Here is a 25269-nt window from a genome sequence, read left to right on the forward strand (position 1 = left end):
CAAAAAGTTACCGCTGTCACGTTCCAGGGCGCTATCGCGTCCTTATTGGTATGACCAACCCACGCCCGCCGCGGTGGCTCAAGCCGATGAACCGACTGATGATGGCCGTACAGAAGCTGGGCATACCGACCGGACCGGCTTACGTGCTCACTGTGCCCGGCCGCAAATCCGGTAAGCCGCGGCGAACCCCGATGACGCCGTTCGAGTACCACGGCGGTCTGTATACCGTCGCGGGATATCCCGGGGCAGACTGGGCGCGCAACGCCCGCGCCGCCGGGGCCGGAACGTTGAGCCGCGGCAGTCGTTCTCGCGAGGTGGCGATCGTCGAGCTCGGTGCCGAGGAAGCCAAACCGGTGCTGCGGGCCTTCCCGGGCTCGGTGCCCGTGGGCGTCGCCTTCGCCAAACGTTCAGGTCTGGTGCAGCACGGCACACCCGACGAATTCGAGGCGCTGGCAGGCACACTCGCGGTGTTCAGGTTCGACGAACTACCGCACTAACCTGCGCAGCAGGGACGACGCCAACGCGATGCCGACCACCGCGGCCAGTACCAGCACGCCCAAGTCCAGCCACGGATGCGCCGAGGGCACGCCGATCAGCAGCAGCCGCAGCGAATCCACTTCGTAGCTCAGGGGATTGATCCGGGACAGCCAGCGCAGCCACTCCGGCATCACCGACACCGGGTAGAGCGCATTGGAGGCGAAGAACAGCGGCATCGTGATGGCCTGCCCGATGCCCATCAGCCGGTCCCGGTTGCGCACCAGCCCGGCCAACGACATCGACAGGCAGGCGAAGAACGCCGACCCGAGCATCACCACACCCATCGCGGCAAGGATCCGCAACGGGTTGTAGGTCATCTGGATCCCCATGATGTAGGCCAGCACCAGCACGCTGATCACCTGCGCCACCGAGCGCACGCCCGCGGCAAATGCCTTGCCCGTCACGACCGCCGACGCCGGGGACGGAGTCACCATCAGTTTGGCCAAGATGCCGGCATCGCGATCCCAGACGATCTGGATGCCGTAAAAGATCGAGATGAACAGCGCGGACTGCGCGATGATCCCCGGCGCCAGAAATTCCAGGTAGGGCACCGAACCGGTCTGGATGACGTGCAGCCGGTTGAAGGTCGTGCCGAAGATCAGCAGCCACAGGGCGGGCTGCACCATGCGGGTGAACAGCTCCGTGCGGTCGTGGCGCAGCTTCTGCAGCTCGACCCAGCCGAAGGTTTGCGTGCGGGCGAGCAGACTGGACATTTTTCGCCAGCCGCGGGGCGCCCGCAGCAATCGGGGTGTGATGGCGGAATCAACCGGCATTGCGTGCCGCCTTTCGTCCGGCCCGCACTCCGCGCAGGCCCGAATGGTCGCCGGTATCGTCGAGTCCGGATCCGGCGTAGTGCCGGAAGACGTCCTCCAGGCTGGCCTCCTGGCCCACCTTCGCCTTGAGCTCGGCCGGGGTGCCGACCGCCTGCAACCGGCCGTGGTGCATCAGTGCCACCCGGTCGCACAGCACATCGGCTTCCTCCATGTAGTGGGTGGTCAACAGGACCGTCATGCCGAATTCCTTCTGCATGCTGGCCACCTGCGACCAAACACTGTCGCGCGCAATGGGATCCAGGCCCACGGTGGGTTCGTCGAGAATCAGCAGGGAAGGTTTGTTGACCAGCGCCTGGGCCAGTTCCAGCCGGCGCACCATGCCGCCGGAATAGGTGCCGGCCAGCCGATCGGCCACGTCGAGCAGCTGCATGGACTCGAGCGCTTCGTCGACGCGTTGTTTGCGGATCGATCGGGGCACGTCGTAGAGCCGGGCGAACCACTCCACATTCTGCCGGCCGGTCAGCGCCTGCTCGATCGAAAGCTGTTGGGGCACATACCCGAGGTTGTATCGGACGTCCATGGTGTCGCGCCGCGCGTCGAGCCCGAAGATGCGCACCTCGCCGTGTTGAACGGGGGTCAGCGTCGTCAGCACGCGCACGACGGTGGTCTTGCCCGCGCCGTTGGGACCCAGCAGGCCGAGGGTTTCGCCGGTCTGCACCTGCAGCGTCAAGTCGTCGACCGCGGTGAAGTCGCCGTAGCGGTGGATGAGGTTCTGGCAGTCGATCGCCGGCACGGTCATGGGCGCTGCTCCCTCAGTGTGGCGGTGACCTCGGCCAGTACTCGAATCCCGGCGATCAGCGCCTCGGTGTCGTCGGTGTCGAGCTCCTCGAGCGCTTCGGCCAGTGCGGCCCGGCGCACAGCCCGGGATTCGTCGGCCAGTTGCTGGGCCGGCGGAGTCAGCTCGAGCCGGCCGACCCTGCGGTCATCGGGGTCGGCGGTACGCACCAGCAGGCCTTCGGCGGCCAGCTTGGACACCAAGGTGGATGCGGTGTTGGCGGCCAGCCCGAGTTCGGCGGCGGCCGCGCTGATGGAGATGCCGGGCTGCCGGCCAACCAGTCGTAGCAGCTCAGCCTGCGATTCGGGCAGTCCGGAGGTGGCGAACGAGCCTGGGGCGGTCCTGCGGACCGTGCGGCGGAATCGGCCGACCGTGCTGAGCAGCTCGGTGACCAGATCGGTGCGGGTGTCCACTCAGCCAGATTAGCTCTGTTTCAGAGCTAAGTCTTCTCGATTCGATGCTGCTGCACATCTGCGAGCACCCCGGGCCGGGTCAGCGCGGTCATGTACGTGCAGTACGGCTGACGGCGCCGGTCGGTCGGCGAGCCCGGGTTCAGCAGCCGCAGGCCGGTCCGCGCGGTGGTGTCCCATGGGATGTGGCTGTGGCCGAACACCAGCACGTCAGTGTGCGGATAGCGCTGCGCCATCCGGGCTTCCCGGCCGGAGGCGGCGCCGGTCTCGTGGACGACGGTGAACCGGAGGCCGTCCAGCGTCACATCAGCGCACTCGGGCAACCGGGCCCGAAGCTCTGGGCCGTCGTTGTTGCCCCAGCAGCCGATCAGGCGCTTGGCGCGCGCCGTCAGCGCGTCGAGCAGGCCCTCGTCGACCCAGTCCCCGGCGTGGATGACGACATCGCAGCGTTCGACCTCCTGCCATACCGGTGTGGGCAGGTCGCGGGCGCGTTTGGGGATGTGAGTGTCGGCCAGAATCAGCAGACGCATGGCTCGATCCTCTCATCGCGGCCTAGTCTGAGCACGAGGTGACGATGGACCGCAACGATGTCGAAAAGAACTGGCACGACCCGGCGGCGTTCCGCGCGGCGGTGACCTACGTCGTCTCCGTCGTGGTGGTGGCCGGGCTGGCCTTCGCGACCGCCATGATCTGGCATTCCCGGATCGCCGGCATCCTGGTGCCGCTGATTCTGTTCGTCGGCGGGGTCGGCGCGTTCGTCCAGACCTACCGGGTTTGGCGGGTCGAGGGAACCTGGCCGATCTGGCAGGGCGCGGGCTGGTTCCTGCTGGCGGTCTTCCTGCTCTGCCTGGGCGTGCCCGTCTCCGTCTGGTGAAACGCCCACCCGCCATACTCGTCGGGTGACCGCTTCCGATGACCTGCCGTTGGCGGGTGTCCGCATCATCGAGATCTCGAGCTTCGTGGCCGTGCCGCTGGCCGGGATGACGCTGGCGCAACTGGGTGCCGAGGTCATCAGGGTCGACCCCGTCGGCGGCGCGGCCGACTACAAACGCTGGCCGCTGACCGACGCGGGCGACAGCATCTACTGGGCCGGGCTCAACAAGAGCAAACGCTCGGTGGCCGCAGACATGCGTTCCGAGGAAGGCCAGCAGCTGGTTGCCCGGCTGATCGCCGAGGCCGGCGTCCTGATCACCAATGTTGCCGGGCGGCAATGGCATTCCTACGAGGAGCTCAGCGCTCAGCGCCCCGACCTCATCCATCTGGAGGTGGTGGGCCGCCATGACGGCTCCACCGGGGTGGACTACACCGTCAACGCGGCCACCGGATTCCCGTTGGTCACCGGATCGCCGGCCCAGGGCGGTCCCGTCAACCACGTGCTGCCGGCCTGGGACGTCAGCTGCGGGCTGTACGCCGCGCTGGCGATCCTGGTGGCGCTGCGCCGTCGCGACGCGACCGGAGCGGGCAGCCGCATCCGGCTGCCGCTGGACGACGTCGCGCTGGCCACCGCGGCCAACCTCGGGTTCCTCACCGAGCCGATGGTCAACGGTACGCAGCGCCCGCGCCTCGGTAACGCCATCTACGGCCAGTACGGGCAGGAGTTCACCAGCAGCGACGGAGCCACATTCATGTTGGTGGCGTTGACCAACCGGCACTTCAAGGACCTCGCCGCATTGACCGGCACGACGAAAGCCGTTGCCGCCGTTGGTGAAGCGTTGGGTGCCGATTTCACCGACGAGGGCCAGCGCTACGAGCACCGCGCCGTGTTGGGTGGCCTTTTCGCGCCGTGGTTCAAAACCCACACGGCACAGGAGGTGACCGCCGCGCTGTCGGCGAGTTCGGTGTTGTGGGAGCGCTACCTGGACTTCGCCGAAGTCGCCCAGGACCCCAGGGTGACGGCCAACCCGCTGTTCACGACGCTCACCCAGCCCAGGATCGGCAGTTACCTGGCGCCTGGGCTGCCGATGTCGGTCGACGGTGCCCACGTCGCCGCTCTGCCCGCGCCGGCGCTGGGCGACGACACCGCCGCCGTGCTGACCGAGCTGGGACTGACCGCCGACGAGATCGCCGGTCTGGTCGAATCCGGCACTGTCACAACAGGAACAGCGTGAGCGTGCTGGCCCGGCTGCTCGACGTCACCGAGTCAGGTGACGACACATTCGCCGGTACCGAAAGCGGCCCTGCCGAAAAGCGCGCCTACGGAGGGCATCTCGCGGCGCAGGCGATGGCGGCGGCCTGCCACACCGTCGATGCCGACAAGACACCGACGAGCCTGCACGTGCAGTTCCTACGCGGTGGCGACGCGGGTGCACCGGTGTACTACGACGTCGAACGGGTCTACGACGGGCGCACGACCGCATCGCGGCGGGTGCTCGCCCGCCAGGAGGGCCGGCTGCTCACCACCACGACGGTCTCGTTCTCGGCCGCAGCCGACGGCCCGGAGCACGCCACACAGGCAACGACAGCTCCGGCCCCCGACCAGCTGGCCCCCACCGGCCCGATCGGCCCTGCGCCGTCGTTGCCGCTGGACGAGATCGACATGCGCATCGAGGATGACTGGAGCACAGGCGAATTCGTCCGCCGACTGTGGTGGCGGATCACCGCGCCGCTGGGCGAAGCCCCGTGGCTGTCGGCGTGCGCGGCGGTCTATGTGACCGATATCTACGGCATCGACCCGGTGCTGGCTGTGCATGGCCATTCGATGATCGATCGCAGCCATCGCACCGCCACAACCGATTCGTCGATCTGGTTTCACCGCCCGATCCGGGCGCAGGAGTGGAATCTGCTGGAATCCCGCTCCCCGGCCGCCGCGCGTGGCCGCGGGCTGGTCACGCTGAACCTGTACGACGCCGACATGGTGCTCACCGCGACGCTTGTTCAGGAAGGGCTGGCGATCGTCCGCGACTGAGGCCGGGACCGGCGAGCCTGCCGCTCCTTGGCCAGCGACCGCGTCTCCTCCGACAGCGGCGCGGCCAGCATCGCGGCGACGGTGTCGACCAGGTGGCTGGTGAACAACCTGTCGTCGGCGTGTGGGGCGGTCTCCGCGCGGCGGCCCAGCTCGACCGCGGCGTACACCAACGCCCCCAGCCGTGGATGCAGCGTGACGGCCACCGGGTCGAGCATCGGCTCCAGCAGCCGGCGCCAGCGTTGCAGGCTGGCGGAGTGCCCGGTGAAATCGAACGCCGGCACTGGTCGGTTCAGCAGGTCGGCGTGAATGCGCAGGAACGCCGGACCGCCATCGGTGTCGGCGAGCTTGGCAGCCAGCGGCCGGACCAGTGCCGAGGCCATCGCCGGTACCGAAGAGTCCCCGCCGATTTCGTCCAGCAGGGCATCGCGTTGTGCATCGACCAGCGGCAGGTGCTTGTCGGCGATCGCGGCCAGCACCCCGGCACGATCGCTGAAGTGATACTGCACCGCCATCACGTTGCGGGCCCCGGCCTCGCGAGCGATCTCGCGCAGGCTGACCCCGTCGACCCCGCGCTCGGCGAACAACCGCTCCGCCGTCGCGACCAGGTTGGCCGAGGTGCCGGCCGCCATCAGAGTTCGGCGACCTCGTGTTCGAGCAGCTCGGCCAGCCGGGCCTGAGCGGCCGCGCGCCGGGTCGGGATGTGTTGGGACGGGAACAGGGTGTCGACGGGCTCGTACTCTTTGAGGGTGCGGCGCGCCACGGTGAGTTTGTGCACCTCGGTCGGACCGTCGGCGATGGCCAGCGACTCGGCGCCCACCAGCATCTTGACGAACGGCATCTCGTCGGAAACCCCCAGTGCGCCATGCAAATGCATGGCCCGTTGCACGACGTCATGCAGAACCTGCGGCATCGCGACCTTGACCGCGGCGATATCGCGGCGCACCTTCTGGTAGTCGTGATACTTGTCGATCTTCCAAGCGGTGCGCAACACCAGCAGCCGGAACTGCTCGATCTGGATCCAGCTGTCGGCGATCTTCTCCTGGGTCATCTGGTAGTCGCCCAGCGGACCACGGCGGGTCTGGCGCGACACCGCCCGCTCACACATCATGTCGAAAGCCTTGCGGGCCAAGGCAATCGTGCGCATCGCGTGGTGCACGCGGCCGCCGCCCAGACGGGTCTGCGCAATCGCGAAGGCCTGCCCCTCACCGCCGAGCACATGGTCGGCCGGCACCCGCACGTCGTTGTAGCGGATATAGCCGTGCCCGGCGCGGTCGTCGGACTCGCCACCGACGCCGACGTTGCGGATGATCTCGATGCCGGGGGTTTCGGCCGGCACGATGAACAGCGACATCTTCTGGTGGGTACGGGCTTCCGGGTTCGTCACCACCATCACGATGAAGAACGAGGCGTTGCGTGCGTTGGAGGAAAACCACTTCTCGCCGTTGATCACCCACTCGTCACCGTCGAGCTCGGCGTGGGTGGTGAACAGGCCGGGATCCGAACCACCGTGCGGCTCGGTCATCGAGTAGCACGACGAGATCTCCCCGTCGAGCAGCGGTTGCAGGTAGCGCCTCTTCTGCTCTTCGGTGCCGAACATCGCCAGGATCTCGGCGTTCCCGGAGTCGGGGGCCTGGGATCCGAAAACTGAAGGCGCCCAACGGGAACGGCCGACGATCTCGTTCAGCAGCGCCAGCTTGACCTGCCCGTAGCCCTGACCGCCCAATTCGGGGCTGAGGTGCGCGGCCCACAGACCCTGGTCTCTGACCTGCTGCTGCAGCGGGCGCAGCACCCGCAGCACCTCCGGGTTGGTCTTCTCGTAGGGGTCCAGCGGCGCGAAGTCCAGCGGCTCGAGCTGGTCGCGCATGAACTCCTCGACCCAGTCGAGCTTCTGCTGATATTCGGGGTCGGTCTCAAAGTCCCACATGGCGCGATCGTAACTTCATACAGCTGCATTAATCAACGAGTGCGGCCCTATGCTTCCACCGTGAGCACCACCGTCCGCATCGACGTCGACTCCGCCGGCGTCGCCCTGATCACCCTGGACGGCCCCGAGCGGCTCAACGCGTTTTCCGGTGATACCGCGCGCCAGCTCGGCCAGGCCTACCGCCGTTGCGACGCCGACGACACCGTCCGGGCCGTCGTGGTGACCGGCGCGGGCCGGGCGTTCTGCGCCGGTGCCGACATGACCGCGCAGGCCGCCGTGTTCGACAGTCCCGAGCAGGGCTTCAGCGCCTCACCCGTGCAACCGCCCGCCTGGCGGGTGCGCAAGCTGGTGATCGCCGCCGTCAACGGACCCGCGATCGGCATCGGGCTGACCCTGGCACTGCAATGCGACATCCGGCTGGTCGCACAGGACGCCAAACTGGCCATCCCACAGGTGCGTCGGGGCATGGTCGGCGACTGCGCGGTGCACTACACGCTCAAGCACGCCGTCGGCCTGGCCGTGGCCGCCGACATCCTGCTCACCGGGCGCCCGTTCACCGGTGCCGAGGCCGCCGCGTTGGGGATCGCCAGTCGCGCCCTGCCCGTCGACGAGGTGCTGCCTGCCGCGCTGGAACTGGCTCGCGACGTGGCCGTCAACGCCAACCCCGCCTCGGTGGCCTACAGCAAGCGACTGTTGTGGGCCGAGCAGGGCGTCGACGAGGTGGCCGCCGAGGAGACTACGGTGCACCTGACACTGATGGGCGGCCCGGACGCGGCCGAGGGGCCGGCTGCGTGGCGGGAGAACCGCCCGCCGGTATGGCGATCCAGTGCCAGTCAGACGGGAGATCCTGCATGAGACCGCCGACGACGATGCAGAGCGAAGCGATGAGGAGGAGTGGCGCATGAGCAAGACCACCGCCGACGTTCTCGACGGCATCGATCTGACCGGGCGCACCGTAGTGATCACCGGCGCCTCGACCGGGCTGGGGCTGGAGACCGCCCGTGCGTTGCAGTCGGCCGGGGCGACGATCGTTGCCGCGGTGCGCGACGTCGACAAGACCCGCGAAGCCCTCCACTGCGAGACGGTCCACCTCGAGCTCGGCGATCTGCGCTCGGCACGGGCCGCCGCCGAAGCCATCGCCGGGAGCCACGAGCGCATCGACGTGCTGATCAACAACGCGGGCGTGATGGCGCCGCCGCTGGGGCGCACCGCGCAGGGCTACGAATTGCAGCTCGGCACCAACCATCTCGGCCACTTCGTGCTCACCACCGGACTGGCCGACCGCTTCGTGGACGGCACCCGCATCGTCAACCTCAGCAGCCGCGGGCATCAGCTCAGCAGCTTCCGCTGGGACGACCCCAATTTCGACGACGAGAGCGGCTACGACAAGTGGCTGGCCTACGGGCAGAGCAAGACCGCCAACGTGTTGTTCACCGTCGAGGCCGAACGGCGTTGGGGCCCGCGCGGAGTGCAGTCGTTCGCCGTGCATCCGGGCGTGGTCTACACGGACTTGGCGCGGCACATGACCCGCGACGACTTCAGCGCGGGCGGCACGCTGGCCAACCTCGAGGTGACCGACGTCGCGCACGGCGCGGCGACCACCGTATGGGCGGCCACCAGCCCCGAGCTCGACGGGCTCGGCGGCCGATATCTCGAGGACTGCCGCATTGCCGACCCGTTCGTCGACGGGGCCGAGGGCGGATATAAGGACTGGGCTGTGGATCCTGAGCAGGCAGCCCGGTTGTGGGAGTGGTCGCAGCGGCAAGCCGAACTTAATTTGGATGGCTAGCCTGCTCTAGTGGCCATCGACGTTCGTCCAGCCCGCAAGGCCGACATCCCCGCTCTGGCGCGGGTGCTCGGCCGGGCTTTCCAAGACGACCCGGTGCTGGCATGGGTGCAACCCGACGCCGAGCGTCGTAAGGCGGCACTGCCGGGCCTCTTCGGTGCGCTGACCCGACACCACTTCATGGCCGGACGCGGCACCGAGGTTGCGGTGTCCGACGACGGCGTGGCGGCGGCCGCGTTGTGGGATCCGCCGGGCCGTTGGATGCAGTCGCCGCGCGAACAGCTCGCGATGCTGCCCGGCGTGATGCGCGCCTTCCGGGGCCGACTGGCCGCCGGACGGACGCTCACTGACTTGATGAAGGCTCAGCATCCCGACGAGTCGCACTGGTATCTGGCCATCATCGGCAGTGACCCGACGGCGAGCGGCGCGGGCCTCGCCCACGCGCTGATGAGATCGCGGCTGGACCGGTGCGACGCGGAGTTCGCCCCCGCCTACCTGGAATCGGGCAACCCCGCCAACATCCCGTACTTCGAGCGGTTCGGCTTCGAGGTGACAGAGGAGATCGTGCTGCCCGATGGCGGGCCGTCGTTGTGGCCTATGTGGCGGGCACCGCGCTAGTTCGCCCTATTCGGTGGCCCGCAGCACCAGCATGGCGCGTGATTCGAGACGCACCGGCGATGACGCCTTCACGACTGCCGCATCGTCGATCTCTCCTGGGCCGGTAGCCGTATCGACGACGGGTTGCCAGGCCTTGCCGAACTCGGCCGGCGGCAACGTGAATTCGATGGGTTCGTGGTGGGCGTTGAAGCACATGACGAACGAATCGTCGGTCACCCGCTGACCGCGCGCGTCCAGGTCGGGGATGCCGTGGCCGTTGAGGTAGACGGCCACCGACTTGCCGAAGCCGGAGTCCCAGTCGTCGTCGCTCATCTCCGACCCATCCGGGCGGAACCACGAAATATCCGGCAGGCCTTCGCTGCCCCGGCGTCGGACGGGACGGCCGTTGAAGAACCGCCGCCGGCGGAACACCGGATGGGCGGCGCGGATCGCCGATACCGAGGCGACGAACTCCAGCAATTCGGTGTCGGCGCCGGCCCAGTCGATCCAGGTGATCTCGTTGTCCTGGCAGTACCCGTTGTTGTTGCCGTTCTGGGTGCGGCCCAGTTCGTCGCCGTGACAGAGCATGGGGACACCCTGGGACAGGATCGTCGTGGCAATCAGGTTGCGCTGCTGGCGGGCGCGCAACGCATTGATCTCGGGATCGTCGGTGGGACCCTCAACACCGCAGTTCCACGAGCTGTTGTTACTCTCCCCGTCGTTGTTGTCCTCGCCGTTCGCGTCGTTGTGTTTCTCGTTGTAGGACACCAGGTCTCGCAACGTGAAGCCGTCGTGCGCAGTGACGAAGTTGATCGAGGCGACGGGTCGGCGCGCGGTGTGCTCGTAGAGATCGGCCGAGCCGGTCAACCGGGAGGCGAATTCGCCGAGGCTGGCGTCTTCTCCGCGCCAGAAGTCCCGCACCGTGTCGCGGAACTTGCCGTTCCATTCCGTCCACTGCGGCGGGAAGTTGCCGACCTGGTAGCCGCCGGGGCCGATGTCCCACGGCTCGGCGATGAGCTTCACCTGGCTTACCGTCGGATCCTGTTGCACCAGTTCGAAAAACGCGCTCAGCCGGTCGACGTCGTAGAACTCGCGGGCCAGGGTGGCGCAAAGGTCGAAGCGGAAGCCGTCGACGTGCATCTCCAACACCCAGTACCGCAGTGAATCCATGATCAGCTGCAGCGAGTGCGGATGCCCGACGTTGAGGCTGTTGCCGGTGCCGGTGTAGTCCATGTAGTACCGCTTGTCGTCCTCGACGAGCCGGTAGTAGGCACTGTTGTCGATGCCCCGGAACGACACCGTCGGCCCCATGTGGTTGCCCTCGGCGGTGTGGTTGTAGACGACGTCCAGGATCACCTCGATGTCAGCCTCGTGCAGCGCGCGCACCATGGCCTTGAACTCCTGCACCTGACCACCCGGCGTGCTGCTGGCAGAGTACTTGCTGTCCGGGGCGAAGAAGCCAATCGTGTTGTAGCCCCAGTAATTTGAGAGCCCCTTGTCGATCAGGGTGGAGTCGTTGGCGAAGTGGTGCACCGGCATCAGTTCGATTGCCGTCGCGCCCATCGCTTTCAGGTGGTCGATGATCGCCGGATGTGCGATAGCCGAATAGGTTCCCCGGATGGCGTCCGGAATGTCGGGATGGGTTTGGGTGAGCCCCTTGACATGTGCTTCGTAGATGACGGTGTCGGCGTATTCGCGCTGCGGCGGACGGTCGACGCCCCAGTCGAAATACGGGTTGATGACCACGGATTTCGGCATGCTCGCCGCCGAATCGTCGTCATTGCGGCTGTCCGGATCACCGAAGGTGTAGCCGAACAGAGACTGATTCCAGTCGAAGTGGCCGTCGATCGCCTTGGCGTAGGGGTCCAGCAGAAGCTTGTTCGGATTACACCGGTGCCCTTCGGCAGGCTCGTAGGGTCCATAAACCCGATATCCGTAGCGCTGCCCGGGCTCGATGCCGGGCAGGTAGCCGTGCCAGACGAAGCCGTCCACCTCGGGCAGGGCGATCCGGGTCTCGGTGCCCGCCTCGTCGAAGAGACATAACTCGACGCGCTCGGCTACCTCGGAGAACACCCCGAAGTTGGTGCCGTAGCCGTCGTAGGAAGCACCCAGCGGGTAGGCCTTACCAGGCCATACCTCGGTAACGGCGACATTGGTCACGGTGGACTCCCTGTGAATCGGCGGGCTGGACTGCCTGGAATACCCCGGAATCCCGCGCGCCAAATCACTGCGGAGCCGTTTGTGAGTGTGGTGACAGTTGGTGTCACCCGCTTGCGTCGTGACCCGGGCGGACGTATCGCAGGTACACGTAGTCCTGCACGGTCACGACGTGGCCCAGCGCCAGCCGGGTGGGCGCGGTCAGCGCCTGCGCACCGGGGCGGTCGGTGGTGGCGGCGGCGGCCAAGGTGGGGGAGATGGTCAGGCACATCTCGTCCACCAAATCGTTGGCCACCAGTTCGTCGAGCAGGGTGGGACCGCCCTCGCACAGAATGCGTCGCATGCCGCCGGCCTGCAGGGTCTTGACGACTGTTGCGAGGTCGACCGCGGTGTCGCCGGCGATCAGGAGGTCGGCGTGTTCGCGCAGTTCCGGGTGGGCGTGCGCCAGGCGTGCGGTGGTGACCAGAATGGGGCGCTGCGCCGGCCTGGCGAACAACGATGCGGGAACGTGGCCGGTGTGGGTGACCACGGCGATCGGCGGGGGCGACTCCAGGCCCCAGCGTTCCCAGCGTTCCACACACTGGTCGGTGGTCAAACGCACCGGGCCGTAGCCCTCCGCGCGCACCGTGCCCGCGCCAACGAGCACCACGTCGGCATGGGTGCGTAGCGCCAGCAGCAGGTTCTGGTCGTTCGCATCTGACAACGGTCCGGCTCGGCCCCCGAAGGCGGCGGACCCGTCCAGCGACATGATCATGTTGACCCGCACCCCGTCGGGCGGATCACGGTAGAGCGCCAACAGTTCGTCGGGATTCATCGGCGATCGATCAGAGCGGCGATGGGTGAAGCGCCGAGGTGCTCGCACAGGTGCTGGGCGTCGTCGAAAACGGCTGCGGCGCCCGCATTTTCGAGATCACCGCGTGATATTCCGCCGGAGAGTACGGCGATGCACGGCACACCGGCGCGCGCGGCGGCCTCGACGTCCCAGACGGTGTCGCCGACGAAGACGGCGTCGCGCGCGCTCACCCCCGCCTTCTCCAGGGCGACGTTGACGATGTCGGGGCTGGGCTTGGCCTGCTCCACATCTTCAGATGAGGTGATCGCCGACACGAGGTCGTCGCAGGCCAGTGTCGAGCGCAGCAGGGCCAGCTCGTTCGCCGGCGCCGATGTCGCGAGCACGACCTGAAGGTCCGATTCGGCCACTCTCTGCAGTAGTTGTCGTGCGCCCGGCAGCGTGGTCAACAGCTCGGCGTCGGCCTCGTAGTAGCGGGTGTGCAAGTCCTTGAGCCGCGTCTGTACTGCGTCGTCAGCGCCTTTGGACAGCTGGTCAACCAGAGTCGAGCCATCCATCCCGATAGAGCGGTGGATGTGCCAGGCCGCGACGGGCAGCCCGACTTCGTGAAATGCCCGTTGCCAGGCGTCAACGTGCAGGTAGTTCGAGTCGACGAGGGTGCCGTCGATATCGAAGAGCACCGCGGGCCGCTCATCCATGCGGGTCGGTATATACCCGTTCGACGTCTGCGAAACATCTGTTGCCCGCGTTGTTTTCGTAGTCAAGGGAGGCAGGGGACGTGTTGTGGCTGGTGATGCTCAGGACTCGGGTACGCCGACGCCCTGTGGCGAAGCATGGGCCTCGTCGTCGACCTTCGCCGGATGCCAGGCATTGACGCCGACCGTGATCATTCGCAGCTGCTTAACCGCCGTGCGCTTGATCTCGTCGAGTGCCGACGCGTCATAGGCATCCTCGATGGCCTCGGCGATGATGATCATCGAGTTCACGAACAGGCTGGCCAAGATATTCAGATCTTCGGTGCTCCAGCTGTTCAGCCCGGGAAAGCGGGCAAGGTCGGTAGCCAGCTCGGAGGTGATCAGCCGGATCTCGGTGCGGATCGCATACCGCAGCACCGTCACACCGCTGGAGCGCTCGCGCCCGATGAACCGCCAGTGCTCACGCTGCTCGGCCACCCCGGCGACCAGCATCTCCACCGTCGACTCGATCACCCGGTTCGGATCGAGCTTGCCCGCACGCGCGCTGCGCAGCATCTCCCGCAGCGTGCGGAACGACTCGTCGATGAGCACCAAGCCGAGGGCTTCCATCGACTCGAAATGCCGGTAGAACGCCGCGGGCACGATGCCGGCCTCGCGGGTGACCTCCCGCAGGCTCAGCCCACTGAAGCTGCGCTCGTCGAGCAGCTTGAGCGCGGCGGCGATGATCGCCCGCCGAGTGACCTCTTTACGCTCCTCGCGCGACGGCGTACCCCGCGACCGGGACTTCTCTGTCCGTTCGCGTCGTGAGCTCGGCGTACGACTGTTCACTGTTGTGAACGCTACCACACTCTGGACCAATCCCTTGACGACGTGCGTTTTCGCGGTGAATGGTGTACATATGTTCACTGAAACTTTGACCAAGAAGGTGCTTCGCTCGCCGCTGGTCGATCTGCTCACCGGTCCGCACGGCGTCGACCGCTACACGGAGCTGGTGGACCCGACTTGGACCACCGACGCACGTGCCCGGGTGGTCGACGTGCGGCGTGCGACGCCGCGCAGCGTCACCCTCCTACTCGCTCCCAACGATGCTTTCGCGGGCCACCGGGCCGGCCAGCACCTGAACCTGACGGTGGAGATCGACGGCCGTCGCCACACCCGCTGCTACTCCCCGGCCGGTGCCGAGGGCTCCCGGCTGATCGAGCTGACGATCGGCTGTCACGAAGGCGGGCTGGTGTCCAACCACCTGTACCGGCAGGCGCACCCCGGCATGGTGGTGGGACTGTCCGAGGCCTCAGGTGAGTTCGTAATGCCCGACCCGCGGCCGAAGCGCATCCTGTTCGTCGCCGGCGGCAGCGGGATCACCCCGGTGATGTCCATGCTGCGGACCCTGCAGGCGGAAGGCTTCGACGGTGAGATCGCCTTCATCCACTACGCCCGCACTCCCGCCGAAGCGTGCTACCGAGAAGAACTCGCGGCGACAGGCGTCCGGGTCCTGCACGGCTACACCCGCTCCCCCGGCGGGGAGCTCACCGGCCACTTCGGCTCCGAGCACCTGCAGACCGCCATGGCCGAGCCCGACGCCGTGTACGTCTGCGGCCCGCCCGCACTGGTCGACGCTGTGCGCGCGCAGTGCGCCAACGTAGCGTCGGAAAGCTTCGTCCCGCTGCCCTTCGTCGTGCCCGACGCGCCGTCGGGTGGCCGAATCAGCTTCCGGGACAGCGGTATCGACGCGACCGACGACGGACGTCCCCTCCTGGACCAGGCCGAGGACGCCGGATTGAACCCGACGAGCGGATGCCGGATGGGCATCTGCCACAGCTGCACTCGCCGCAAGCACCGCGGCGCGGTGCGCAACCTGACCACCGGCGCGGTGTCGATCGCCGACGAGGAGGACGTGCAGATCTGCGTGTCCGTTCCCGTCGGTGACGTCGACATCGCGCTGTAAGACGAAAGGGAAAACCATGACCTCCCAACCCATCACACTGACATCCGAGCAGGCCGACGCGTTCGGTCGGGAGCTCGACGCCATCAAGGAAAAAGTGGTCGCCGACCTCGGCCAGGCCGACGTGGACTACATCCGCCGCGTCGTCAAGGCTCAGCGCGCCATGGAAATCGGCGGGCGCGCACTGCTGATCGCAGGGATCTTCCCACCGGCCTGGCTGGCCGGCACCGCGCTGCTGGCGGTCTCGAAGATCCTCGACAACATGGAGATCGGCCACAACATCATGCACGGCCAGTACGAGTGGACCGGCGACCCGGCTCTGGCCGGCCGCACCTTCGAGTGGGACACCGCCTGCCCGGCTAACCAGTGGCGGCACTCGCACAACTTCTCCCACCACACCTTCACCAACATCGTCGGGATGGACCGTGACATCGGCTACGGCATCCTGCGGATGAGCCCCGATCAGCGCTGGCGGCCCTACTACCTGGGCAACCCGATGTACGCCTTCCTGCTCATGGTGCTGTTTCAGTACGGTGTCGCCCTGCACGAGTTGGAGACCGAACGCATACGGTCCGGTCAGATTTCGCTGGCCGACAAGCGCGGGGTGCTCAGTGAGATCTGGGCCAAGACCCGCCGCCAGTTGCTCAAGGACTACGTCGCCTTCCCGCTGCTGGCCGGCCCGTTCGCACCGTTCGTGTTGACCGGCAACGTGACGGCCAACCTCATCCGCAACGTGTGGTCCTACGCGATCATCTTCTGCGGCCATTTCCCGGACGGCACACAGGAATTCACGGTCGAAGAGACCCGAAACGAGTCTCGTGGCCAGTGGTACTTCCGGCAGGTTCTCGGGTCCGCCAACCTAACCGGTGGCAAGCTCTTCCACCTGCTGTCGGGCAACCTGTCACACCAGATCGAGCACCACCTGTTCCCCGACGTGCCGGCCCGCAGGTACTCCGAGATCGCCCCCCACGTTCGCGAGGTGTGCGAGCGCTACGGCGTTCCCTACAACGCCGGCCCGCTGCCCAAGCAGTTCGCCACCGTGGTGCGCAAGATCGTCAAGCTGGCACTGCCGACCCGGGAGTCCCGCGAGTCCGAAGAACTGGCTCCCGCGGCCTGAGCTACTTGGGCTTGGTCAGGTCGTACACGTCGGTATCGCCGAGCTGGGTGCTCGCGAACGTCGCGGTCACCCAGTCGGTGATACCGCTGTGGTTGCGATTGTCGGGCCACCCGCCGGGCTTGCCCCGCCAGTCTCGCTGGACGATGTAATACGTCACCTGGCCGGCCGAGACGTCGGCTTTGAACTGGCCCAGGCTCGGCACGGGGTCGATGCCGGTGAACCCACCGATGGCCATGACCGCGGTGCCGGAGGCAAGTTCGAGGTTGGCCGCAGCCGATGAGCCGACCGTTGCCGCTGACCACTTCGTCTTGGCGCCACGCAACAGGCTGTACAGCTGCGGATTGTCCTCGGGCTGACCGAAGGCGCGGGCGAACGCGGGCACGGAATCAGAACGCGAGGGTCCGACGGTCGGGCCGCCGCCACGATGGGCGACGTTGAGCGTGGCCACCGCGTAGGCCGTCGGGCCGGCCAGGACCGCCATCACCCCGAGTACAGCGGCGCCTATCGCGACCCGGCGCCGGCGCGGGGCGGACAGCGCGAGCGCGCCCGCGGCGATCACGGTGCCGATCAGGATGGTCCATCGCAGCGCGGGTAACCAACCTTCGTTGCGGCCCAGCACCCACCAGCTCCAGACGCCGGTCACCGCCAGCAGGGCGGTCAGCCCGATACGGCCGAACCGCGACTGGCGGCGCACCCACATCTCGTGCGCACCGATCGCCGCCACGCCCGCAACCGCGGGTGCCAGCGACAGGCAGTAGTACGGGTGCACGTTGCTCTTCATGAAGCTCAGCACCAGGCCGTCGCCGAGCAGCCACCCGCCGAATAGCAGCGCACCCGCACGCACCCGGTCGGTGCGCGGTGCGCGGCCCCGCGATACCAGCACCAGAACGAACGCGAGCAGTGCCGCCGGGACCAGCCAGCCGATCTCGAAACCGAACTCGCCTGTGAACAGCCGGCCCACACCCTCGTTTTGGTCCATGCCGCCGAAACTGCCGAGGTGGCGCAGCGGGTTGCCCACGGAGTTGCCGATCGGATCATTCGGGCCGAAGTTCATGTGATTACGTCCGGCCACCCGGGCAAAGCCGTTGTAGCCGAACACCAGGTCCATAAAGCTGTTGTCCGTCGAACCGGCGATATAGGGCCGTGACGACGCCGGCCATACCAGGGTCAGCACGACGAACCATCCCGCCGACACCAGGAATGCCGCCATGGCACCGAGGAGGTGCAGGATCCGGTTGCGTACCGTCGTCGGCGCCGCGATCAGGTACACCAGCCCGACGGCCGGGACAACCAGCAGCCCTTCGAGCATCTTGGCCAGGAACGCGAAGCCCAGTGCGACACCCGCCCAGGCCAGCCACTTCCCGCTGGCCCGCTCGAGTGCACGCACTGTGCAGTACGCCGAGGCCATCATCAGCAGCACCATCGCGGCATCGGGATTGTTGAACCGGAACATCAGGGCGGCCACCGGGGTCACCGCCAGCGCGGCACCTGCCAACAGACCGGCCCGGGGGCCGGATATGCGCGCCACCGCGGCGTAGAGCAGGGCGACCGTGGCCACCGCCATCAGGGCTTCGGGGATCAGCATGCTGGCGCTGCTGAATCCGAACAGCTGACCCGACAACCCCATCACCCACTGCGACACCGGCGGCTTGTCCACGGTGATGAAGTTGGCCGAATCGAGCGAACCGAACAGCAGCGCTTCCCAGTTCTTCGAGCCGGCCTGGGCGGCGCCGGCGTAGAACTGGTTTCCCATGCCGTTGACGGTGATGTTCCACAGGTACATGACGGCGGTGCCGACCAGCAGCACGACCAGCCCGGCGCGCTCCCATCGGGAGCTTCGAACCGGGGCCGCGACAACCTCAGCGGTGTCCTGCGGCGGCGGTGCTTGAAACATCGTTGTCACAAATCCATTGACCCATCCCGGCCTGATCTTTCCCTGGGAGGAAGCTGTGAGCGGCTGCTTATTTTGTGCCGAAGAGCCGGTCACCGGCGTCGCCGAGACCGGGCACGATGTAGCTGTGCTCGTCGAGCCCACGGTCGACGGCGGCGGTGTAGATGGGCACCTCCGGATGGGCGTCGTGCAGCGCGGCGATGCCTTCGGGGCAGGTGAGCAGGCAGGCGAATTTGATCGAACGGGGCCGGAACTCCTTGAGCCGGTCGACAGCGGCGACCGCTGAGTTGCCGGTGGCCAGCATCGGGTCGACGACGACGACCTCGCGTTCGTGGAGGTCGCTGGGCATCTTGAAGTAGTACTCAATGGCGACAAGAGTTTTGGGATCACGGTAGAGCCCGATGTGGCCGACGCGGGCGCCGGGGACAACGGTCAGCATTCCGTCGAGAATGCCGGTGCCGGCCCGCAGGATCGAGACGAGCACCAGCTTCTTGCCGTCGATGACGGTGCCGGTGGTCGTCTCCAATGGGGTGTGGACCTCGATCTCTTGCGTGGGGGTGTCACGCAGCACCTCGTAGGCCAGCAGTGTCGACATCTCGTTGGCCAGGCGTCGAAATGTATTGGTGGAGGTCTCTTTCCGTCTCATCAAGGTCAGCTTGTGCTGCACCAGCGGATGGTCGATGATGTGGACATCGCGCATTAGAACACCGTGCCGTCACTGACGATGGACAGTGGTGGCAGACCGCCGCGCCGCTGGGCAGCCAGCTGCCTGCCGGCTGCCCAGGTGCCGCCTTCCAGGATCCGGGCCAGCGGCATCTCCTCGGCATCCACTCCGAGCCGGTCGCGCACCAGCGGGGCCAGCTCGTCGAGTAGGGCCACGGTCAGCGCTCGCCACTCGACCACCAATTCGTCTGCCGCCGTCAAGCTTCGGTCGGTCCACGCGTTATCGCGAAGGCGCAGCACCTCGGTGTCCAGAAGCAGGCCCCCATTGCGGTATTCGGGCAGCCCGGTCAGCTCGTCCAGGTCGGTCACCGTCACCCCGGCCCACCCGAACGGTTCCAACAGGGAGTAGGTGAGCCACTGGGACAGCTTGTGAAACGGCATCCAGCCCGCCGTCAGGCCGGGGCCACCCACCGCTGGGTGGCGCCAGCAGTCCCCGATCGGCTGGTCGCCGATCATGCTGCCGCCCGGCCAGATTGGCGCCAGCGAAGTCAGAATCACGGTGAGAATATCGTGCGCGGTCAGCGAGTCGCGTCCCGGCTTGCACACGGCGTCGAGCAATCCGCCGGGACGGCCGTCGGCACCGAAGACCTCCGGCGCTGCGGACAGGGCGGCGCTCAGTCGGCGCAGGATCGTCAGCCGGCCGTCCAGTCCGACGAGTGGGTTGTTCGCCTCAGCCTGGAACGCCTCGGCCAATCGCGCTTTGCTCAGGCCAGCCAATCCGGCGGCATCGACGCGCAGCGGTTCGCCGGGATCAGAGGAGAACAGGCCCGCGGTGAACGCGTGAAAGCTGGCCAATCCCAGGCCTTCCGAGCGACCGAGCCGAAGACCGGTGCCCGGCTCGGCAAAGGACCAGGCCGGGCCGGCGCCTGCGTCGAGCAACACGCTCACCACGGTGAGATCCACCATGGCCCGGGCGTCGGCCGCGTTCAGCAGATCGGCCTTGCGGTCCAGGCCACCGGCCTCGAAATGACGCCACCGGCTGTGAAACGGGATCTGCAGGTCCGGGTAATTGTTCCGGGTCACGTCGGCGACCAGCGCGGCTGTGGGCTCCAGTGCGTCGTCGTGCACGGTGAACCACTGCGACTCACCGGCGCGGGCCCGCTGCGTCAGTACCCCGGCCCGCTCCCGAATGGCATGGGTGCTGCGCAGGGCGGCGGCCGCCCCGGCCGGGCTGTCCACGTCGACCTCGACTGCCGAACGCGTCATCCGTCCAGCCCTCGACCCTTGGCCTTCTTCAGCTCGTCGGCACCGGGCACCGGTCCGGGAGTGAAATAGCCCGCCGCCATCTTGGCGTCGATCTCCACCCGCGCGTCGGGTGGTATCAGCTCATCGGGAATGTTGACGCGCTCTCCCACCTCGATACCCGAGCCGACGATCGCGTCGTACTTCATATTGCTCATCGAGACCAGGCGGTGGATCCTACGAATTCCCAACCAGTGCAACACATCGGGCATCAGTTCTTGGAACCGCATGTCCTGAACTCCGGCAACGCATTCGGTGCGGGCGAAGTAGGCCTCGGCGGTGTCGCCGCCCTCTTGGCGCTTGCGGGCGTTGTAGACCAGGAACTTGGTGACCTCGCCCAGCGCCCGTCCCTCCTTGCGGGAGTAGGCGACCAGTCCGACCCCGCCGCGCTGCGCGCCGAGGATGCATTCCTCGAGTGCGTGCGTGAGGTATGGCCGGCAGGTGCAGATGTCGGAACCGAATACGTCGGAGCCGTTGCACTCGTCGTGCACCCGGGCGGTCAGCTCCACGCTGGGATCAGCCAGGTCGCGCGGGTTGCCGAAGATGTAGAGGGTCTGCCCGCCGATGGGCGGCAGGAACACCTCGAGATCGGAGCGGGTGACCAGCTCGGGGTACATGCCGCCGGTCTCCTCGAACAGCACCCGGCGCAGGTGGGCTTCGCTGCAGCCGAATCGTTCTGCGACACCGGGCAAGAACCAGACCGGCTCGACAGCGGCCTTGGTCACCAGCGCCGCACCGCTGTCCATCAGGAACCGGCCGTCTGGAGCCAGCCGGCCCTTCCCGATCGCGTCGGCGATCTCCGGCAGGATCACGTGCGCCTTGGTGACGGCGATCGTCGGACGGATGTCCTGGCCCGCGGTGAGCTCGCCGGCGAACGCCTCGGCGACCATCGCGCCCCACGGGTCAAGGCTGACGATCGCCTCGGGGCGGCTCCACTGCGGGTAGGGGCCGATGACGTCGGTGGGGGCGGTGTTGGTGAGGTCCGCCCGATGCTCCCGCGACAGTGCTCCCGCTGCGACGGCCAGTGCGCGGTACACGCTGTATGAACCGCTGTGGGTGCCGATGACATTGCGGTGGCTGCGGGTGCTGGTGGTTCCGATCAACGGTCCGCGCTCGCCTGCGGTGCCCGCGCCCCAGCGGATCGGCGGGGCGTCGTCGGCGCCACGATGCGATGTCAGCCGGATATGGCCCGGGCTCTTCGCTTCGGCGGACATGTTCGCTCCTTCAGCAAAGAGCCAGCCTAGCCACTAGCCCGTCATCCCGCCCAGCGTGACGCCCCGGCGGCAGGGCCCCCGGATTCACATGCCGAAGCGACCCTCCTGTATCGCGGCGACGGCCGCCGCTGGTCCCGACACCTCCACCGTGGCCGCGGACCGGCGCCCGAACAGGTAAAGAAGCAGTTCGCCTGGCGAGCCCGCGAGTTCGACGGTCGCCTGCCCTGTTCGAACTGTGTGTCGCAACCCCGTCCCTTGCCACGCTATGTCGAGCCCGACCCCGCGCACCCGACGGCTCAAATAGCGGCTGCCGCGCTGGACGTTTCGCCACAACGCTGCCTGCATAGCGGGTGTCAGATCCGCGCGGGGACCCAGCCCGTTGGCTCTGCGAACATCCTCGTGGTGCACGAAGAACTCGTTGAGACTGGGGAAGGAGCGCACCCAGGGCACCCGGAAGAACCCGAGGGGTGGACCGCACCGGAGCCTGGTGACGAGCCAGCCGAATTCTCGGTGCTCGACCATGTCCGACGTACGGCGTTCGGCAAAACGTGCGGGCGGCCCGGGCAGCACGAGACATGGAGCAGCGATCGGATCACGCTCGCGCAGCACGAGGTGCGCGGCCATTTTTCGGGTTGTCCACCCGTGCAGGAGAGTCGGGGCATCCGGGCCGAGGGTGTCGAAGAGATCGCACAACGCCGCGCGTTCCTGGCCGTCGAAGGCCTTGGTCACGAGTTGCGCTCGGCATAGACCGCACGTTCGATCTCGGAGATCGCGGTGCCTCGGCCTGCCGGGCGGAGGTATCGGTCCCGGCCGAACGTGCGATGCAGGGCGGCGGCCCTACGAGTCGTATTGCCCGGCAGGTCGACCTCACACACCGGGAAGCCGGCCAGCTCGGGCAACCGAAAGGCACGCGTGTCGTAGCCCGCGCCCAGAATGACCACGGCGTCAACACCTTTGGCGACGGCCGCGCGCAGCTGGTCGTCGATGTAGCGCTTGCGACACAGGAAGCTCGCCCAGCCGCCGCCGATCTTTCTGTCGGTCGCCGACTTCAACGCCGTGCGCACCACCACCCGCCCGGTGGCAGGCATCAGTTGGCCGCCCACGGATCACGAACCAGCGGTGTCGGCTCGTGCTGGTCGGCCGCCACGACGATCATCGGCCCGAGGGCGGTCCGCGCGGCGGCGTCGCTCACGGCTGGACGAGCACCCGGATCGGATTGCCCTCGGCGTGCTCGAGGATGCGTATTCCGTCGGCGATGTCCTCCAGCGGGATGATCTGGCTGATCGACCGGGACAAATCGAGCCGGCCGCGCGACACCAACTGGGCCAGGGTTTCGATATCGGTGTTGTGGTAGCCGAGGTGTCCGAGCACTTGGCGCTGCGTCAGATTGAACATCGACGTCGGTCCCACCGTCGGCGCGTCGGCGCTCATACCCACCCCGACCAGCCGGCCGCCAATGGTCAGCGAGTCCAGCGCCTGTTCGAAGGTGACCTTCAGCCCGACTGCGTCGAATGCGACGTCGAGTTTGCGTCCCCCGGTGGCCTCGGCCAGCTTGTCGGCGAAATCCGGGTCGCGGGAGTCGAACGCGTAGTCGGCGCCGAGCTCCAGTGCGCGCTCGCGGACCCCCGGATTGATGTCGACGGCGATCACCGGCACCGCCCCCACCAGGCGGGCCAACTGCACGATGTGGGTGCCGACACCACCGACACCCCACACCCCGACGGACTCACCGACCGCCACCTTGCCGGTGTGCACGACCGCGCCGAACGGCGTCGACACCGCGTCAGCCAGGATCGCGGCCTGCTCCAGCGGCACATTGTCGGGCACCCAGGTCAGCCCCGAGGCTTGCGCGACGGTGTACTCAGCCCAGGCGCCGTCATAGGCGAAGGCCATCAGCTGTATTCGCATGCAGTTCGCGAGATCGCCGCGACGGCAGTTGGCACACGTTCCGCACGGCCGGCCGGCGGCGACGACGACCCGGTCACCCTCCGACCAGCCGGTGACACCGGGCCCGAGCTTGGCGATCGTCCCGGAGGCTTCGTGGCCCTGGGTGATCACCGGGCGCTGGGCCGGGAACGTCCCGTTGATCAGGCTGAGGTCGGAATGGCAGATGCCACAGAACGCCACCTTGACCAGGACTTCACCATCGCCCGGTTCGGGGATGGGAACATCTTCCAGCACAACGGTTTTGGTGTCGGCATAGAAGCGCTCGGCACGCATCGTGGTGGCCACGGTCACTCGACCCCGATCATCACCTCGGTCGATTTGACCAGCACCGTCGCCGGCTGTCCTTCGGCCAGCCCGAGTTCCTCGGCGGCATCCTTGGTGATCGAGGCGGTCACGATCTGATCGCCACCGTCGAGACGGACCTTGACCGTCGCCATCACCGCACCAAGATGCACCTCGGCGATCGTGCCTTTGAGTTGATTACGGGTCGACAAGCGCATGAGATCCTCCATCGGGTCGGCGGTCGTCCCGAGCCTACGTCGGCCGAACCGGCCTACAGTGGCGATCATGTCGAGAATTGCCACTGCCGAGGCGGTGGGCCTGGAAAAGCTGCTGGATTTCGTACGGCCGCGGCACCGCATGGTGCTCACCACCTTCCGTGCCGACGGCGCACTGCAGAGTTCGCCGGTGACCGGTGGGGTCGATGAGCAGGGCCGGCTGGTGATCGCCAGCTACCCACAGCGGGCCAAGTCGGTGAACATCCGCCGCAACGGACGGGCCAGTGTCGTGGTGTTGTCCGACGAATTCAACGGGCCGTACGTGCAGATCGACGGGCCTGCGGAGGTGATCGGCCTGCCCGACGCGGTTGAACCGCTGGTGGACTACTTCCGCGCGGTGGCCGGCGAGCATTCGGACTGGGCCGAGTACCGCCAGGCCATGGTCAAGCAGGGCAAGTGCCTGATCCGGGTGACACCGGCGACCTGGGGTCCGGTGGCCACCGGAGGATTCCCGCCGTCGTAACCTGGCCGCGCCAGCGTGATGGCGTGAGCTGCGGGCCCAGCGGCGCGGTGATGGCTGGGCGCTGCTTCGGGCTGAGTCGTTCTTACACAGGGGGTTTCGGGCCCAGTATCGCCACTGACACGGCCAGCGCTGGCTCGATGATGTCGGAGATCGGCTGACCGTCCTCCACGGTCTGCGCGGTGAGCTCACGGAGTCCGCCGACCAGGATCACCGCCGCCGCATGCGATATCGGTGCCAGCCCGGCAGTCTGGAAGCCCGCATTGCTGCTCAGGTCGACGATCATCGTGGCCAGCCGGGCGAATCCGCGGCGCAGCGTGGGCCGGGCGTACTCACCGAGTGCGGGAAGTTCACGGATCCAGCTCAGTGTGATGGCCGGGCGCTCTTCGATGCTGTGCACGTAGGCGACGACGGCCTGACGAACCTGCTCCGGCCAGGGCAGCCCCGGATCGACGGCGTCGCGGATAGTGGCGACGAGCTCGTCGTTGTTGGCCGTCAGCAGCTCGGCGAAGCAGTCCTCCTTGGTGGCGAACTGGCTGTAGAACGTGCGCTTGGAGGTGCGGGCATACCGGACGATGTCGGCGACGGTGGTATCGCGGTAGCCGCGCTCGTCGATCGAGGCGGCCAGCCCGTCGAGCAACCGCTGGCGGAAGTCGTCGTTGCGCCCGACGGCGGCAGTCTCGTCGACAGCCGTCGTGGTCATCGAAATCTCCTTCCGATCGTCGCGCCCCTTGTCAGGGACTGGTACCGACAGGTACCGTACCCCA

General features: G+C 67.4%; 29 protein-coding genes. 10 read left to right on the top strand and 19 right to left on the bottom strand.

Annotated features, from left to right (window positions below; all coding sequences use genetic code 11):
- The first annotated feature begins 50 nt into the window (after window positions 1-50).
- A complete protein-coding gene (locus CG716_RS14210) occupies window positions 51-497 on the top strand; it encodes a nitroreductase family deazaflavin-dependent oxidoreductase (RefSeq protein ID WP_094480568.1) in 447 nt (148 codons plus the stop codon).
- Here CG716_RS14210 and CG716_RS14215 read toward each other — a convergent pair.
- From CG716_RS14215 to CG716_RS14230, 4 genes are read right to left on the bottom strand one after another with little or no spacing between them, the layout of a single operon-like run.
- Window positions 486-1310, bottom strand: a complete 825-nt coding sequence (locus tag CG716_RS14215) for an ABC transporter permease (RefSeq protein ID WP_165774149.1) — start codon at window positions 1308-1310, stop codon at window positions 486-488. The two genes, CG716_RS14210 and CG716_RS14215, sit on opposite strands and share 12 nt — an antisense overlap.
- Entirely contained in the window at window positions 1300-2109 is an 810-nt protein-coding gene (locus tag CG716_RS14220) for an ATP-binding cassette domain-containing protein (RefSeq protein ID WP_094480570.1), read from the bottom strand. The genes CG716_RS14215 and CG716_RS14220 overlap by 11 nt, the downstream gene beginning before the upstream one ends.
- The gene (locus tag CG716_RS14225; RefSeq protein WP_094480571.1) at window positions 2106-2558 is read right to left on the bottom strand and encodes a MarR family winged helix-turn-helix transcriptional regulator; all 453 of its coding nucleotides are present in this window, start codon (window positions 2556-2558) and stop codon (window positions 2106-2108) included. The genes CG716_RS14220 and CG716_RS14225 overlap by 4 nt, the downstream gene beginning before the upstream one ends.
- A 26-nt stretch (window positions 2559-2584) precedes the next feature.
- Entirely contained in the window at window positions 2585-3085 is a 501-nt protein-coding gene (locus tag CG716_RS14230; RefSeq protein WP_094480573.1) for a metallophosphoesterase family protein, read from the bottom strand.
- A gap of 44 nt (window positions 3086-3129) precedes the next feature.
- Here CG716_RS14230 and CG716_RS14235 point away from each other — a divergent pair, with 44 nt between their 5' ends.
- The 3 genes from CG716_RS14235 to CG716_RS14245 are packed head-to-tail and all read left to right on the top strand — an operon-like array spanning window position 3130 to window position 5460.
- Window positions 3130-3429, top strand: coding sequence for a hypothetical protein (locus CG716_RS14235; protein WP_094480668.1), 300 nt, complete (start codon window positions 3130-3132; stop codon window positions 3427-3429).
- Window positions 3430-3454: 25 nt separating this feature from the next.
- Window positions 3455-4663: a CoA transferase gene (locus tag CG716_RS14240; RefSeq protein ID WP_094480575.1), complete on the top strand. Its 1209-nt coding sequence runs from the start codon at window positions 3455-3457 to the stop codon at window positions 4661-4663.
- Window positions 4660-5460, top strand: coding sequence for an acyl-CoA thioesterase (locus tag CG716_RS14245; RefSeq protein WP_094480577.1), 801 nt, complete (start codon window positions 4660-4662; stop codon window positions 5458-5460). Before CG716_RS14240 ends, CG716_RS14245 begins: the two co-directional genes overlap by 4 nt.
- Here the strand turns inward: CG716_RS14245 and CG716_RS14250 are convergent.
- Window positions 5430-6089, bottom strand: a complete 660-nt coding sequence (locus tag CG716_RS14250) for a helix-turn-helix domain-containing protein (protein WP_094480579.1) — start codon at window positions 6087-6089, stop codon at window positions 5430-5432. The genes CG716_RS14245 and CG716_RS14250 overlap by 31 nt on opposite strands.
- Window positions 6089-7384 (bottom strand): acyl-CoA dehydrogenase family protein, encoded by a 1296-nt coding sequence (locus tag CG716_RS14255; RefSeq protein ID WP_094480581.1) that lies wholly within the window; start codon window positions 7382-7384, stop codon window positions 6089-6091. Before CG716_RS14255 ends, CG716_RS14250 begins: the two co-directional genes overlap by 1 nt.
- A 60-nt stretch (window positions 7385-7444) precedes the next feature.
- Between CG716_RS14255 and CG716_RS14260 the strand changes: the two genes are divergently transcribed.
- From CG716_RS14260 to CG716_RS14270, 3 genes are read left to right on the top strand one after another with little or no spacing between them, the layout of a single operon-like run.
- The gene (locus tag CG716_RS14260; RefSeq protein WP_094480670.1) at window positions 7445-8239 is read left to right on the top strand and encodes an enoyl-CoA hydratase/isomerase family protein; all 795 of its coding nucleotides are present in this window, start codon (window positions 7445-7447) and stop codon (window positions 8237-8239) included.
- 46 nt (window positions 8240-8285) lie between these two features.
- The gene (locus CG716_RS14265; RefSeq protein WP_094480672.1) at window positions 8286-9173 is read left to right on the top strand and encodes an SDR family NAD(P)-dependent oxidoreductase; all 888 of its coding nucleotides are present in this window, start codon (window positions 8286-8288) and stop codon (window positions 9171-9173) included.
- A gap of 9 nt (window positions 9174-9182) precedes the next feature.
- Complete coding sequence (locus CG716_RS14270; protein WP_094480583.1) at window positions 9183-9788, top strand: GNAT family N-acetyltransferase; 606 nt, start codon at window positions 9183-9185, stop codon at window positions 9786-9788.
- 6 nt (window positions 9789-9794) lie between these two features.
- On the opposite strand, the gene glgX is transcribed toward CG716_RS14270, so the two are convergent.
- The 4 genes from glgX to CG716_RS14290 form a co-directional block, all read right to left on the bottom strand.
- Window positions 9795-11927, bottom strand: coding sequence for a glycogen debranching protein GlgX (gene glgX / locus CG716_RS14275; protein ID WP_207760678.1), 2133 nt, complete (start codon window positions 11925-11927; stop codon window positions 9795-9797).
- Window positions 11928-12030: 103 nt separating this feature from the next.
- Window positions 12031-12738 carry a pyrimidine reductase family protein gene (locus CG716_RS14280; protein ID WP_094480585.1) on the bottom strand — a complete coding sequence of 236 codons (708 nt, stop codon included), beginning with the start codon at window positions 12736-12738 and terminating at the stop codon, window positions 12031-12033.
- Window positions 12735-13412, bottom strand: a complete 678-nt coding sequence (locus tag CG716_RS14285; protein ID WP_094480587.1) for an HAD family hydrolase — start codon at window positions 13410-13412, stop codon at window positions 12735-12737. Before CG716_RS14285 ends, CG716_RS14280 begins: the two co-directional genes overlap by 4 nt.
- Window positions 13413-13511: 99 nt before the next feature.
- A complete protein-coding gene (locus CG716_RS14290) occupies window positions 13512-14237 on the bottom strand; it encodes a TetR family transcriptional regulator (RefSeq protein ID WP_234817848.1) in 726 nt (241 codons plus the stop codon).
- Window positions 14238-14307: 70 nt separating this feature from the next.
- On the opposite strand from CG716_RS14290, the gene CG716_RS14295 reads away from it, so the two are divergent.
- Both CG716_RS14295 and CG716_RS14300 read left to right on the top strand, forming a co-directional pair.
- Window positions 14308-15354 (top strand): ferredoxin reductase, encoded by a 1047-nt coding sequence (locus tag CG716_RS14295; RefSeq protein ID WP_207760679.1) that lies wholly within the window; start codon window positions 14308-14310, stop codon window positions 15352-15354.
- Window positions 15355-15370: 16 nt separating this feature from the next.
- Window positions 15371-16468 carry a fatty acid desaturase family protein gene (locus CG716_RS14300; protein WP_094480589.1) on the top strand — a complete coding sequence of 366 codons (1098 nt, stop codon included), beginning with the start codon at window positions 15371-15373 and terminating at the stop codon, window positions 16466-16468.
- Between the two features lies 1 nt (window position 16469).
- On the opposite strand, the gene CG716_RS14305 is transcribed toward CG716_RS14300, so the two are convergent.
- The 8 genes from CG716_RS14305 to CG716_RS14340 all read right to left on the bottom strand — a co-directional run bounded on the left by CG716_RS14305 (window position 16470) and on the right by CG716_RS14340 (window position 23985).
- Window positions 16470-18362 carry an ArnT family glycosyltransferase gene (locus CG716_RS14305; protein ID WP_094480591.1) on the bottom strand — a complete coding sequence of 631 codons (1893 nt, stop codon included), beginning with the start codon at window positions 18360-18362 and terminating at the stop codon, window positions 16470-16472.
- A 67-nt stretch (window positions 18363-18429) separates the two neighbouring features.
- Complete coding sequence (gene upp / locus CG716_RS14310; RefSeq protein WP_094480593.1) at window positions 18430-19059, bottom strand: uracil phosphoribosyltransferase; 630 nt, start codon at window positions 19057-19059, stop codon at window positions 18430-18432.
- Window positions 19059-20288, bottom strand: coding sequence for a URC4/urg3 family protein (locus CG716_RS14315; RefSeq protein ID WP_094480595.1), 1230 nt, complete (start codon window positions 20286-20288; stop codon window positions 19059-19061). Before CG716_RS14315 ends, upp begins: the two co-directional genes overlap by 1 nt.
- Window positions 20285-21538, bottom strand: a complete 1254-nt coding sequence (locus CG716_RS14320) for a GTP cyclohydrolase II (protein WP_094480597.1) — start codon at window positions 21536-21538, stop codon at window positions 20285-20287. The genes CG716_RS14315 and CG716_RS14320 overlap by 4 nt, the downstream gene beginning before the upstream one ends.
- A gap of 84 nt (window positions 21539-21622) precedes the next feature.
- Entirely contained in the window at window positions 21623-22267 is a 645-nt protein-coding gene (locus tag CG716_RS14325) for a TIGR03085 family metal-binding protein (protein WP_207760680.1), read from the bottom strand.
- Window positions 22264-22626, bottom strand: a complete 363-nt coding sequence (locus tag CG716_RS14330) for a class I SAM-dependent methyltransferase (RefSeq protein ID WP_234817849.1) — start codon at window positions 22624-22626, stop codon at window positions 22264-22266. The genes CG716_RS14325 and CG716_RS14330 overlap by 4 nt, the downstream gene beginning before the upstream one ends.
- A gap of 100 nt (window positions 22627-22726) precedes the next feature.
- Window positions 22727-23770: a zinc-binding dehydrogenase gene (locus CG716_RS14335; protein WP_094480680.1), complete on the bottom strand. Its 1044-nt coding sequence runs from the start codon at window positions 23768-23770 to the stop codon at window positions 22727-22729.
- Between the two features lie 2 nt (window positions 23771-23772).
- Entirely contained in the window at window positions 23773-23985 is a 213-nt protein-coding gene (locus CG716_RS14340) for a TOBE domain-containing protein (protein WP_094480682.1), read from the bottom strand.
- Window positions 23986-24052: 67 nt separating this feature from the next.
- Here CG716_RS14340 and CG716_RS14345 point away from each other — a divergent pair, with 67 nt between their 5' ends.
- A complete protein-coding gene (locus CG716_RS14345) occupies window positions 24053-24505 on the top strand; it encodes a PPOX class F420-dependent oxidoreductase (RefSeq protein ID WP_207760681.1) in 453 nt (150 codons plus the stop codon).
- Window positions 24506-24587: 82 nt separating this feature from the next.
- Here the strand turns inward: CG716_RS14345 and CG716_RS14350 are convergent, their stop codons facing one another.
- Window positions 24588-25205 carry a TetR/AcrR family transcriptional regulator gene (locus CG716_RS14350; RefSeq protein WP_094480599.1) on the bottom strand — a complete coding sequence of 206 codons (618 nt, stop codon included), beginning with the start codon at window positions 25203-25205 and terminating at the stop codon, window positions 24588-24590.
- Window positions 25206-25269: the final 64 nt, after the last annotated feature.

It is taken from the genome of Mycolicibacterium sphagni, assembly GCF_002250655.1.
In the GTDB taxonomy this organism is placed as follows: domain Bacteria; phylum Actinomycetota; class Actinomycetes; order Mycobacteriales; family Mycobacteriaceae; genus Mycobacterium; species Mycobacterium sphagni.

Coding starts and splice junctions, on each gene's coding strand:
- CG716_RS14220 (WP_094480570.1), bottom strand. CDS start 2,109: ATGACCGTGCCGGCGATCGACTGCCAGAACCTCATCCACCGCTACGGC.
- CG716_RS14285 (WP_094480587.1), bottom strand. CDS start 13,412: ATGGATGAGCGGCCCGCGGTGCTCTTCGATATCGACGGCACCCTCGTC.
- CG716_RS14350 (WP_094480599.1), bottom strand. CDS start 25,205: ATGACCACGACGGCTGTCGACGAGACTGCCGCCGTCGGGCGCAACGAC.
- CG716_RS14320 (WP_094480597.1), bottom strand. CDS start 21,538: ATGTCCGCCGAAGCGAAGAGCCCGGGCCATATCCGGCTGACATCGCAT.
- CG716_RS14235 (WP_094480668.1), top strand. CDS start 3,130: ATGGACCGCAACGATGTCGAAAAGAACTGGCACGACCCGGCGGCGTTC.
- CG716_RS14265 (WP_094480672.1), top strand. CDS start 8,286: ATGAGCAAGACCACCGCCGACGTTCTCGACGGCATCGATCTGACCGGG.
- CG716_RS14315 (WP_094480595.1), bottom strand. CDS start 20,288: ATGACGCGTTCGGCAGTCGAGGTCGACGTGGACAGCCCGGCCGGGGCG.
- CG716_RS14210 (WP_094480568.1), top strand. CDS start 51: ATGACCAACCCACGCCCGCCGCGGTGGCTCAAGCCGATGAACCGACTG.
- upp (WP_094480593.1), bottom strand. CDS start 19,059: ATGCGCGATGTCCACATCATCGACCATCCGCTGGTGCAGCACAAGCTG.
- CG716_RS14255 (WP_094480581.1), bottom strand. CDS start 7,384: ATGTGGGACTTTGAGACCGACCCCGAATATCAGCAGAAGCTCGACTGG.
- CG716_RS14280 (WP_094480585.1), bottom strand. CDS start 12,738: ATGAATCCCGACGAACTGTTGGCGCTCTACCGTGATCCGCCCGACGGG.
- CG716_RS14300 (WP_094480589.1), top strand. CDS start 15,371: ATGACCTCCCAACCCATCACACTGACATCCGAGCAGGCCGACGCGTTC.
- CG716_RS14305 (WP_094480591.1), bottom strand. CDS start 18,362: ATGTTTCAAGCACCGCCGCCGCAGGACACCGCTGAGGTTGTCGCGGCC.
- CG716_RS14250 (WP_094480579.1), bottom strand. CDS start 6,089: ATGGCGGCCGGCACCTCGGCCAACCTGGTCGCGACGGCGGAGCGGTTG.
- CG716_RS14215 (WP_165774149.1), bottom strand. CDS start 1,310: ATGCCGGTTGATTCCGCCATCACACCCCGATTGCTGCGGGCGCCCCGC.
- CG716_RS14330 (WP_234817849.1), bottom strand. CDS start 22,626: ATGCCTGCCACCGGGCGGGTGGTGGTGCGCACGGCGTTGAAGTCGGCG.
- CG716_RS14230 (WP_094480573.1), bottom strand. CDS start 3,085: ATGCGTCTGCTGATTCTGGCCGACACTCACATCCCCAAACGCGCCCGC.
- CG716_RS14340 (WP_094480682.1), bottom strand. CDS start 23,985: ATGCGCTTGTCGACCCGTAATCAACTCAAAGGCACGATCGCCGAGGTG.
- CG716_RS14295 (WP_207760679.1), top strand. CDS start 14,308: ATGTTCACTGAAACTTTGACCAAGAAGGTGCTTCGCTCGCCGCTGGTC.
- CG716_RS14345 (WP_207760681.1), top strand. CDS start 24,053: ATGTCGAGAATTGCCACTGCCGAGGCGGTGGGCCTGGAAAAGCTGCTG.